The 12,305-nt window shown below is 36.1% G+C and carries 9 protein-coding genes and 1 pseudogene; all 10 read left to right on the top strand.

Annotated features, from left to right (window positions below; translation table 11 throughout):
- The first annotated feature begins 1,022 nt into the window (after positions 1-1,022).
- Positions 1,023-1,643 (top strand): annotated as a pseudogene (locus A3SG_RS20115) (GNAT family N-acetyltransferase).
- A gap of 145 nt (positions 1,644-1,788) precedes the next feature.
- A complete protein-coding gene (locus A3SG_RS0115470) occupies positions 1,789-2,982 on the top strand; it encodes an argininosuccinate synthase (RefSeq protein WP_016990914.1) in 1,194 nt (397 codons plus the stop codon).
- 175 nt (positions 2,983-3,157) lie between these two features.
- A complete protein-coding gene (argC, locus tag A3SG_RS0115465; RefSeq protein WP_016990913.1) occupies positions 3,158-4,135 on the top strand; it encodes an N-acetyl-gamma-glutamyl-phosphate reductase in 978 nt (325 codons plus the stop codon).
- An 80-nt stretch (positions 4,136-4,215) separates the two neighbouring features.
- Complete coding sequence (locus tag A3SG_RS0115460; protein WP_016990912.1) at positions 4,216-5,352, top strand: aspartate aminotransferase family protein; 1,137 nt, start codon at positions 4,216-4,218, stop codon at positions 5,350-5,352.
- A gap of 153 nt (positions 5,353-5,505) precedes the next feature.
- Positions 5,506-6,702 (top strand): glutamate-5-semialdehyde dehydrogenase, encoded by a 1,197-nt coding sequence (locus A3SG_RS0115455; protein WP_016990911.1) that lies wholly within the window; start codon positions 5,506-5,508, stop codon positions 6,700-6,702.
- A gap of 221 nt (positions 6,703-6,923) precedes the next feature.
- Entirely contained in the window at positions 6,924-7,685 is a 762-nt protein-coding gene (gene proB, locus A3SG_RS0115450; RefSeq protein ID WP_016990910.1) for a glutamate 5-kinase, read from the top strand.
- A gap of 69 nt (positions 7,686-7,754) precedes the next feature.
- Entirely contained in the window at positions 7,755-8,747 is a 993-nt protein-coding gene (locus A3SG_RS0115445; protein ID WP_016990909.1) for an N-acetylornithine carbamoyltransferase, read from the top strand.
- A gap of 9 nt (positions 8,748-8,756) precedes the next feature.
- Positions 8,757-9,590 carry an acetylglutamate kinase gene (gene argB, locus A3SG_RS0115440; protein ID WP_016990908.1) on the top strand — a complete coding sequence of 278 codons (834 nt, stop codon included), beginning with the start codon at positions 8,757-8,759 and terminating at the stop codon, positions 9,588-9,590.
- Positions 9,591-9,696: 106 nt separating this feature from the next.
- On the top strand, positions 9,697-10,767 hold the full coding sequence (locus A3SG_RS0115435) for a M20 family metallo-hydrolase (RefSeq protein ID WP_016990907.1): 1,071 nt from the start codon (positions 9,697-9,699) through the stop codon (positions 10,765-10,767).
- 229 nt (positions 10,768-10,996) lie between these two features.
- Entirely contained in the window at positions 10,997-12,277 is a 1,281-nt protein-coding gene (gene argH, locus A3SG_RS0115430; RefSeq protein ID WP_016990906.1) for an argininosuccinate lyase, read from the top strand.
- Positions 12,278-12,305: the final 28 nt, after the last annotated feature.

Genomic DNA, 12,305 nt, shown 5'->3' with positions numbered 1-12,305 from the left:
TTTAAATTTAACCTAACCTAAAAAAAACTTAAAAACGTCGTAAACTAACTTACTTTACGTTAGTAGTAGTTATTTTTTTTTTGAATAATGTACGGTCCTAAAATAGTGATACAAAAAGGCTTTGTACTCCTTTCAACAAAAACATTATTCTTATTTCCTGAAGTGTGAAAAGCATACAAAACTTCTTATATTCTATTAATCCAGATTGCATGGTCCATACAGTCCCATAGCATAGTATTATGTTCCTATTGTGCCAAAATATAGACAGCGATTATCGATATAATAACAGAACACATTGAGATAAAAACTGGGGAAACAAGACGACACGGTTTAAAAATGATCTATTGGACTTAAGTAGTATGGTCTGAACTACAAATGGACGATCGACCACACCTAATAGCTTAGAGTAATACAAAAAAGATAAGCGTGCCTCAGAAGATAATTACTATTCTTATTTTGATAACAGAAGCATACTTTTTCCAACAAATGAGCAGATGGTTTATGACACAGCTGAAGATTTAAAATCTAAAATTAAAAATATAATCATTAGAAATGCATTTAGAAATTAATCCTTTACAAAAATCCTTGAGCGCTGAATTGCTCAAGGATTTTTTTTGAAATACAACAAAGCATCAAAATTTTGTTAGAAATTGAAATATAAGTCTTGTGTTATAAAAATTAGTGTACTTTTACAGCGATGAATAATACAATTATAAATATAAGTCCAATCTCACGGACAATCAAACCTACTACTTCTCCCGAAGTACGGATGCTGTTAGCATAGTTTCCAACGTTGTTTTGTAAATATTTTTATTCATTTATTATTTTACTATTTTGAAATCACATTTAGTTTCCATTGGAATATTGTTTTCCAAAATAATCCGACCGTTTTTAGTAATCTATTGTTTTTCAATTTATTGCACTATAAATTCGTATTTTAGTTGTTTTGTTCATAGCAGTAACGAATGTGTTTTAGCAGCAACGTACAAATCATTTTTCAACTCTAAAATTCAAATCTTGTAATGAATATTTCTATTATGATAGCCCAAGAAGAGCATTTTAAGTACGCACAAATTATATGTGACACTATAGAATCATCTGCCTTATTGAGAGGAACCGGAATTGCGAAAAGAACTCCCGACTATATCCTAAAAAAAATAGAAAATAAGGATGCTGTTATTGCTTTAGACAATGGTAAATTTTGCAGGCTTTTGTTATATCGAAAGTTGGCAAGACAGCAATTATGTCGCGCATTCAGGTTTAATTGTGCATCCCGATTACAGAAATTTAGGATTAGCCAAAAAAATAAAATCGAAGGTTTTTTGACTACTCCTTAAAAAAAATATCCAAATGCTAAAGTATTCGGAATTACAACGGGGTTAGCGGTGATGAAAATTAATTCAGAATTAGGCTATAAACCGGTTCCCTTTTCTGAACTGACTACCGATCCAAGTTTTTGGAAGGGATGTCAAACCTGCACCAATTACGAGATTCTAAAAAGCAAAGAAAATAAAATGTGTTTGTGTACAGGAATGCTATATGATGCCAAAGAGAAAGCTAAAACACCCCCAAAACATCCGTTTAATGTCCGGATCTGGAACCGATTAAAAAAAATTAAACAAGCCCTTTTCTTAGAAGACTAATCCCCTACCCAGCCCTCCCGAAAGGGAGGGAGCCAAAAGAGGAAAATAATGAGAAGCATAAAATAATTAATAATACTTTTTAACCACATAAAATCACCTTCCGAAGGAGAGGTAGTTAGGAAAAAAGAAAATAAATAAAAACGAAATGAAAAAAGTTGTATTAGCATATAGCGGAGGTTTAGACACCTCATATTGCCTTAAGTATTTAAAGAACGAAAAAGGATATGAAGTTCACACCGTATTGATCAATACAGGAGGTTTTGATGAAGAAGAATTAAAAGCTATTGAAGAACGAGCTTACGAACTAGGAAGTGCAAAACACGCTAACCTTACTATTGTAGACCGATATTACGACAAAGCAGTTAAGTACTTAATTTTTGGTAATGTTTTAAAAAATAACACCTATCCCTTATCCGTAAGTGCCGAACGTGTTTTTCAGGCCATCGAGGCAATTAAATACGCTAAATCCGTTGGTGCAACAGCTATTGCTCACGGAAGTACAGGAGCAGGAAATGACCAAATTCGTTTTGATTTAATTTTCCAAGCTATCGCACCTGAAATTGAAATCATTACTCCTATCAGAGACTTAAAACTATCAAGACAGGAAGAAGTGGATTATTTATCAAAAAATGGAGTACAGTATTCTTGGGAAAAAGCCCAATATTCGATTAATAAAGGACTTTGGGGAACAAGCGTTGGAGGAAAAGAAACCTTAACGTCAAATCAACCACTTCCTAGCGAAGCTTACCCTTCTCAATTACAAAAAGAAGGAGAAGAAAAAGTAACATTAACCTTTGAAAAAGGAGAATTGGTAAAGATTAACAACATAAAAAAATCACCTGTTGATAATATTGTCATTCTGGAAAAATTAGCAAATGCATTTGCTATTGGTAGAGATACACATGTAGGTGACACTATCATTGGAATTAAAGGAAGAGTTGGTTTTGAAGCTGCCGCTCCCCTAATCATTATTAAAGCGCATCATTTGTTGGAGAAACATACGCTTGGCAAATGGCAACAATACTGGAAGGAACAACTGGGAAACTGGTACGGTATGTTGTTTCATGAAGGTCAGTTTCTTGATCCTGTGATGAGAAACATCGAGACTTTCCTGGAAGACACTCAAAAAACAGTGAATGGAACGGTAACAGTATCATTAAAACCATATCACTTTACGCTTGATGGAATTGAATCGGAGAATGACTTGATGAACAACGAATTTGGTCAGTATGGCGAAATGAACAACGCTTGGACCTCTGATGATGCGAAAGGATTTATCAAGATACTGGGAAATGCACAAAACATATTTTCATCAGTAAATAATGAAACGTACGAGTAGTTAATAAATTAACCATATAAAAGTATTGTAAGCAATTCTTTGTACACAGAGCTATGTTTTACTCATAACAGCAAAACATCTCATCAAAAGAATCAAAAGCTATGTTTCTATGTGGTTAAAAAAACGAATTACTCTCAAAGGATTAATTCGATCACATTCTCAAAAATAAAAAACTATGATTAATGTTGGAATAATAGGAGGTTCAGGATATACAGCAGGGGAATTAATCAGAATTTTGATGTTTCACCCTAACGCAACTCTTGATTTTGTTTATAGCACTACCAATGCTGGTAAACCGCTATCAGTGGCGCATCATGACTTGATGGGCGATATTGAAATGGATTTTACTGACACTGTAAACCCGAATGTAAATGTGGTCTTCTTATGCTTGGGTCATGGTAAATCAATTCTCTTTTTAGAACAAAATCAATTTGCAAGCCATACTAAAATTATCGATTTAGGGAATGATTTCAGATTAAATAAAGACAAAGAGTTTAACGGACAATCTTTTGTTTACGGTTTGCCAGAACTCAATAAAGCCCATATTAGAAATGCCAAATATATTGCAAATCCTGGCTGTTTCGCTACCGCTATACAATTGGCTTTATTGCCGCTTGCGGCAGATGGATTATTAAACACCGATGTACATATCAATGCTACAACGGGAAGTACTGGCGCAGGAGTTAGCCCATCAGAAACGGCGCATTTTAGTTGGAGATCAAATAATATGTCACACTACAAAGCATTCGATCATCAGCATTTAGGAGAGATAAACCAAAGTGTGAATCAGTTACAAGCTGATTATACAAACGAACTGATTTTTGTACCGAACAGAGGAGATTTTGCACGAGGAATTTTTGCAACTTTGTATACCACTGTTGAAGAAAGTTTGGAAGACTTGGTAGCAAAATATAAAGCTTTTTATAAAGACCAGCCTTTTGTAACGGTTACCACTACCAACATCAACATGAAACAAGTAGTGCAAACGAATAAATGTATTATTAGTATCATGAAAAAAGGAAACCGAATATTAATAACATCGATAATTGATAATTTAGTAAAAGGCGCTTCAGGTCAAGCGGTGCAAAATATGAATTTGATGTTTGGATTAGAGGAGTCTACAGGATTAAAGTTGAAGCCTTGTGGATTCTAGGAACGTTTGTTTGATTGATCGGTTAACTGTCTAATCGATTAATCAAATGTCCGATTAAACAATTAAATAAAAATAAAAAAATGAACTTATTTGACGTTTACCCATTGTACCCTATTACCCCTGTAAAAGCATTAGATTGTATTATTACAGATGACAACGGAATTGAATATTTAGATTTATACTCTGGTCACGGAGTGATTTCTATTGGTCACACCCAACCCGATTATGTAGCCAAAATAAAGGCACAATTAGATAATTTGAGTTTTTACTCGAATGCGATTCAGAATCCTTTGCAATTAGAACTGGCAGATAAACTAGGAAAACTTTCGGGTTATACGGATTATGGCTTATTTCTATGCAGCTCTGGGGCTGAGGCTAATGAAAATGCGTTGAAAATGGCGTCTTTTCACACGAATAAATCAAGAGTGATCTCCTTTCACAATGCTTTTCATGGACGTACGTCTGCAGCTGTGGCAACTACCGATAATAGAAAAATAGTAGCCCCTATCAATGCGCAACAAATAGTTACATTCTTACCATTGAACAAGGTTGACTTAGTGGAAGCTGAATTAAAGAAAGGAGATGTTGCTTGTGTTATCATCGAACCTATTCAGGGCGTTGGTGGTTTAGACCAAGGAACTACAGCATTTTTTCAAGCTTTGGAAAAAGTGTGCAAGGCATATGATGTTGTTTTAATTTTGGATGAAGTACAATCTGGCTTTGGACGAAGCGGAAAGTTTTTTGCGCATCAATACCATGACATTAAACCTGATATAATTTGTATGGCAAAAGGAATGGGTAACGGTTTTCCAATAGGCGGTATTTTAATTGCTCCTCATTTTAAAGCAAGTTACGGTTTGCTAGGAACTACTTTTGGTGGAAGCCATTTGGCTTGCGCAGCAAGCATCGCTGTTTTAGACATTATAGAAAGTCAGAATTTGATGGAAAACGCTAGAAATGTCGAAGTCTATTTCATGAAAGCCATAAAAGTAATTCCTGAAATCATTAAGGTAAAGGGAAGAGGATTGATGTTAGGCGTTGAGTTTGACTTTGACGTAAGTGATTTAAGAAAGAAGATGATTATTGAGAAACATATTTTTACAGGTGGATCTAGTAATAAAAATCTATTGCGAATTCTCCCTCCCTTAACAATTACGACTGCTGCGATTGATACTTTCATCGTTGCCTTACAAGAATCATTAGCAGAATTGAAGTAATAGTACGATTGCGGGAGGGATAGTAGTGAAGCTCTTTTGCTAATTAGCTTTTTAGCTCATTAGTAAAAAGCGGGAACGTATAGCCCGACCCTCAGTGGCGAGGAGGAACGACGAAGTAAACTTGAGGGTCACGCCCAAATAAAAAATAAACAAATGAAAACAGTATTATCCATAGATAAAAGAAATGCCGTTTTAAGTCGAATGGCCGCGCTTCTCGAACAGGAAAGAGTTGTTATTAAAACTACAAATCAGCAAGATCTAGCCAACTATTCCGGTGGTGATTTAGCTATGGAGAAACGGTTGCTCGTTGATGACGCAAAAATTGACGGAATGATTCTTTCTTTACAGCAACTAGCCAGTCAGGAAGATCCTGTAGGGCAAGTTCGTTTTGATTTTACTCACGATAACGGAATGAAAATCAGTAATAAAACAGCCGCTTTCGGTACTATTTTAATCATTTATGAATCGAGACCAGACGTAACCGTTGAAGCAGGCGGAATTGCTTTCAAATCAGGAAACAAAATTTTACTGAAGGGAGGAAAAGAGTCCTTATTTTCTAATTTGAAGATTGTGAGCCTCTGGCATCGAGCCTTAACCGATAATGAAGTTACTATCTCTTGGGTTGAATATCTAAATTATGACCGAAGCGAAACACAGACTTTTTTAGAAAAACCAACGCAAAAAGTAGATTTAATTGTTCCTCGTGGTGGAGAAAACCTGATTAATTTTGTCAAGAAACACGCTACTTGCCCAGTGATTGTAAGTGGTAGAGGAAATAATTTTGTCTACGTTAACAAAGAAGCTGATTTAGAGCAAGCTTTAGCTATTATTATCAATGGGAAGACGTCAAATCTTTCGGTTTGCAATGCCCTGGATAAAGTTCTGATTGATAGTAATCTTGAGAACTGGCAGGCTTTCGCCCAAAAAGTAGTGACTGCGTTGAAAGGAAAAAACGTTGTAGTTTTAGGAGACGAAAGTATTTCAAAAGCGACTCATGTTCCCGAAATTGAATCGGATTTGATTTGGTATGAAGAGTTCTTAGATTATAAAATTGTCATTGGAACAACCAATTCTGATCAAGAAGCAATTCAAAAAATAAACAAATATTGCGGCGGCCATTCGGCTTCAATCATGACTAAAAATGATGCAGTTGCACAGGAATTCATGGAAAACGTGGATACAGCAGCCGTTTATCATAATGCATCAACACGATTTACTGATGGAGGACAATTTGGTCTTGGTGGCGAACTAGCTATCAGTACAGACAAGTTGCATCAGAGAGGCCCAATTGGTTTACAACATCTAGTTACCAATAAATGGTATATTTACGGTGAGGGACAGGTTAGGTAGTTTGCAGTGTTCAGTATTTAGTGTTCAGTTTGAAAAAATAGTAATTGGAAATAAGCTAGAAAATACTAACACACAGCTTTGCGAACTTTGCATTTTTATAGATAAAAGAGGGGGAAAAACTTTTTGCCCTTCGTGGTTAAAAAAATAAAGTAAGAAAAAAATCCTTTGCGCCTTTTCCGGTTAAAAGTAAACACATAAAAAACCATTTGCGGTTCAAAACAATGGCTAAAAAGAGAATATTACTAAAAATAGGCACCAATACCTTAACCAAAGAAACCAATCATATTTCTAGGGGAAAGATAGAAGATATTGGAATGCAAATAGCCGCTTTGAATGACGAATACGAATTTATAATTGTTAGTTCGGGCGCTATTGCTGCAGCAAAACAGTTTGTAAAACTGGAAAGTAAAGGGAAAGAAATAGTAGTTAAACAAGCGTTGGCCTCTATAGGTCAACCTCATTTAATGCGGATTTTTCATGAAAACTTCAGCGATTTAGGCTTATTGACTTCGCAATGCTTATTATCCTACTCTGATTTTGAGAAAGAGCAATCGAAAGTCAATATTGTCAATACAATTAATGTCTTAGTGGAGAACAATTACATTCCCATTATCAATGAAAATGACACCGTGGCCACAGATGAGATTCAATTTGGAGACAACGATAAATTAGCGGCATTAGCGGCAGTTTTATTAAAAGTTGATATATTAATCATTGCAACCAATACAAACGGAATTTATACTAAATCGTCTATACATGATAAAATCCCTGAAACCATTACAGTAGTTAAAGACCTTCAATTACTTGAAAAAGAAATAGGCAACTTTAAATCCTCACAAGGCACAGGCGGAATGCAATCTAAAATTGAAGCCGCAGCAATTGCTAAAGCAGCCAATATAGAGACTTGGGTTGTAAATGGTTTAAACGATAATTTTATTTTGAACGCCTTAGAAAGCAAAATACCTTTTACTAAAATAATATAAAACTGCGTATTTGGTTAATCGTTAATTCGGTTAATCGATTAAACAAATAACCGATTAGAGAATATAACAATGAACTACACTTCAATAAAAGAGATCGACTCCCTATCCAAATGGGTAAAAGCGGCCATTAAAATTAAAAGCAATCCGCTTAAAAATAAAAAGCTGGGAAAAAACAAAACACTAGGAATGCTGTTTTTTAATCCAAGTTTGAGAACCCGTTTGAGCACGCAAAAAGCAGCTTTGAACCTAGGCATGAACGTTATGGTGATGAATTTTACCAATGAAGGTTGGACCCTAGAATTCGAAGATGGTGCTATCATGAACCAGGGCGCTTCAGAACACATAAAAGAAGCTGCGCAAGTCGTGTCTCAATATTGTGATATTATCGCTATTAGAGCTTTTGCTGGATTAATAGACAAGGAAAAAGACAATGCCGAAACCGTAATGGCGGGGTTTCTAAAATATGCTACCGTTCCTATTGTGAACATGGAAGGAGCAACTGGACATCCTTTGCAGTCCCTTGCTGATGCAATTACCATGGAAGAGTTTAAAACACAACACAAACCAAAGGTCGTTTTATCGTGGGCACCACACCCAAAAGCCTTGCCTCAAGCCGTAGCTAATTCCTTTGTGGAAATGATGCAATTACAAGACGCTGATTTTGTAATTACCCACCCTGAAGGCTATGAACTCAATCCAGAAATCACTAAAGATTCCAAGATTGAATACGATCAGAAGAAAGCTTTTGAAAATGCTGATTTTATTTATACCAAAAACTGGAGCAGTTACAAAGACTACGGGAAAATCACTAATGACGACCCAAATTGGACTGTGACAGCAGATAAAATGAAACTGACTAACAACGCTAAGTTCATGCACTGCCTGCCTGTAAGGCGTAACGTGGTTGTTGCAGACGAGGTGATTGATGGTGCGAACTCATTAGTAATCCAACAGGCAAATAACAGGACTTATGCAGCGCAATTAGTATTGCAAAAAATATTAAAGCTCCTCCCCAACCCACTCGAAGGAGGGGCTTCTAAGAGCAAATCAACAAAAAAATAAAGCGCCAACATGATAATCCAATCAGAAAACGCCAATATTGCAGTCCTGTCTCACTCTCCTGTGGAGAGGACTGCTGTGAGTATAATAAAAATTGGGGGAAACATAATTGACGATTCGAAAGAGCTACAGCAGTTTCTAACTGATTTCGCCAGTATTGAAGGCTACAAAGTACTCGTTCATGGTGGAGGAAAATCAGCTACAAAAATGGCTCAAAGTATTGGTTTAGTTCCTGAAATGATTGACGGACGTCGTATAACCGATGCGCCTATGCTTGATGTGGCGGTAATGATTTATGCTGGGCAAATTAATAAAAATATTGTAGCTCAATTACAAGGTCATAAAACAAATGCTATGGGATTTTCTGGGGCGGATGGGAATTTAATTCAGTCCGAAATAAGGAACCATCCCACCATCGATTATGGATTTGTGGGCGATGTAAAATCAGTAAATACTCCCCTATTAGAGACTTTGCTTTCTAACGGAATCGTTCCGATTTTTTGCGCCATCACCCATGATAAAAACGGCCAACTATTAAACACAAATGCCGACACCATTGCCAGTGAATTAGCTATCGCTTTATCAGCTTTTTTTGACGTAACTTTGAATTATTGCTTTGAAAAACCAGGTGTCTTAAGAGATTCTGAAGATGATACTTCTGTAATTGCAACTATTAATGCCGACTTATATTCGAAATTTAAAGAAGAAAAAGCAATCCATTCTGGTATGATTCCAAAATTAGATAACTGTTTCAATAGCTTATCCAAAGGCGTTCAAAAAATACGAATTGGTCATCACAGCATGCTCAGGAATGAAAATTCAATTTACACCACTATTCAACTTTAAAAAATTGAACCATTAAGGAATTAAGGTTCAATTAACAATTGAAAAACTTAATTTTCTTAATTCTTTACTAGTTTAAAATAACCGTTATAATTTTGTAAAAAATAAAATGAAAAACAATCAAACCCAAACACAAGGGGCCATTGCGCTATTAAAATCCCTGATTGAAACCCCTTCCTTTTCAAGCGAAGAGGATAAAACAGCGCTTTTAATCGAAAATTGGTTTAATCAAAACGAAATTCCTTTCAAGAGAGAAAACAATAACATTTGGGCATTCAATAAGTGCTTTGATGACTCTAAACCTACTTTGCTTTTAAATTCCCACCACGATACTGTCAGACCCAATCAAGCCTACACTAACGATCCGTTTAAAGCAATTGTGAGAGACGGGAAGTTGTTCGGATTAGGAAGTAATGATGCCGGAGGTTGCTTGGTTTCCTTGTTGGCTACTTTTGTTCATTTTTATGCTAATGAAACTTTACCTTATAATATCGTAATCGTTGCCTCTGCCGAAGAAGAAAACAGTGGTAAAAATGGATTGAATAGTGTCTTGAAACATTTACCAAAATTAGATTGTGCCATCGTAGGCGAACCGACTTTAATGCAATTAGCGATAGCCGAAAAAGGACTATTAGTCCTTGACGTGAAGGTAAAAGGAACTCCAAGTCATGCCGCACATCAAAACGAAGATAATGCGATATACAAGACAATTCCTGTGATGGATTGGTTTAAAAACTACACTTTCGATAAAATATCAGAGCAACTAGGTCCCGTAAAAATGACTGTTACCCAAATCAATGCCGGCAAACAGCACAATGTCGTACCGTCTGAATGTGATTTGGTTGTAGATATTCGCGTCAATGACTGTTATTCAAATTCTGAAATTTTAGAAGCAGTAAAAGTACAGGTAAACGCCGAAGTCACTCCACGTTCCATGCATTTAAACGCATCCTCTATCCCAATAGCGCATGGATTAGTACAAGCCGGAATTGCATTGGGTAGAACGAGCTACGGTTCTCCCACCCTTTCAGATCAGTCGGTTTTGAGTTGTAAATCATTAAAATTGGGGCCTGGCGATACACTGCGTTCGCACTCCGCAGATGAATTTATATATGTAAACGAAATCGAAGTAGGAATTGAATTGTACATAAAGATAATAAGTGATTTTTTAAAACAGTAAAATAATTTGGAGCAATTTCCCGCTATCCGTTACAATCTTTTATTTTTTAATGAAAAAAAATACAAGGATTTTCACTGCTATCAGGGCTATCGCTTGGTGGTAACTAAAAGAATAATAAATAAAAAGTTTGCGAAACTCTGAGAAAGTTTGCGAAAGAAATATTAAAAAATTAAACTTTGCGAGTCTCTGAGCCACCTCTGATAAACTTTGCGAAACAAAACACACAACTATGAAACTTTGGGAAAAAGGAATACCTACTGATAAACAAATCGAACAGTTCACTGTTGGAAACGACAGAGACCTTGATTTAGTTCTAGCCAAATATGATGCTGTGGGCTCCATTGCGCATGCAAAAATGCTAGGCCAAATTGGTTTACTAACAAACGCTGAAACCGAATCATTAGTGGCTGCTCTAGAAGAAATTATTATTGACGTCGAAAAAGGGAATTTTATAATTGAAGATAGTTTTGAAGACGTACATTCGAAAATCGAATATCTACTTACCGAAAAACTGGGGGATGCCGGTAAAAAAATTCATACGGCCCGTTCCCGTAATGACCAAGTCCTCGTCGATGTGCATTTGTATTTGAAGGATGTTATTACAGATTTAAAAGAGCAGGTACGAACCTTGTTTGACTTGATGATGGAATCAGCAGAAAAACATCAAAACGTATTGTTGCCAGGCTATACCCATTTGCAAATCGCGATGCCATCCTCCTTCGGAATGTGGTTTTCTGCTTATGCCGAGAGCTTAATTGACGATATTACGATGCTGAATGCAGCATTGAAAATTATAGATCAAAATCCGCTGGGTTCTGCTGCGGGTTACGGAAGTTCTTTCCCAATAGACAGAACGTTTACTACAAAAGAATTGGGTTTCAAAACCTTAAAATACAATTCGGTTGCTGCCCAAATGAGCCGAGGCAAATCAGAGAAAATTGTAGCTTTTGCTATGAGTAGCGTAGCTGCTACCCTATCTAAATTTTCTATGGATGTCTGTTTGTATATGAGTCAGAATTTTGATTTCATAACATTACCGGCGCATCTGACTACAGGTTCTAGCATTATGCCTCACAAGAAAAACCCAGATGTTTTCGAATTGATTCGCGGAAAATGCAACAAGATTCAAGCATTGCCATACGAAATCACGTTAATTACTAATAATCTCCCAAGTGGTTACCACAGGGACTTACAATTGTTAAAAGAGGGATTATTTCCGGCAATTCAAAACCTGAAAGCTTGTCTAGACATTGCTATTTTTTCGATAAAAGATATCAAAGTAAAGGACAATATCCTAGCGGATAAAAAATACGATTACTTGTTTACCGTAGATTCACTAAACGAAATGGTAGTAGCTGGAATGCCTTTTAGAGACGCATACAAAGCTGTAGCCGAACAACTGGAAAACGGGACCTTTGAATCTCCTAAAGAGACCAAACACACTCATGAAGGAAGTATCAATAATTTATGTCTAGAAGAAATAAAGGGAAAGATGAAGTCTGCATTTTAATGTGGTTTGTATACCAACGGACTCACAT

It is taken from the genome of Flavobacterium sp. ACAM 123, assembly GCF_000264055.1.
GTDB lineage: Bacteria > Bacteroidota > Bacteroidia > Flavobacteriales > Flavobacteriaceae > Flavobacterium.
This window is presented reverse-complemented; position numbering and strand designations above follow the sequence as displayed.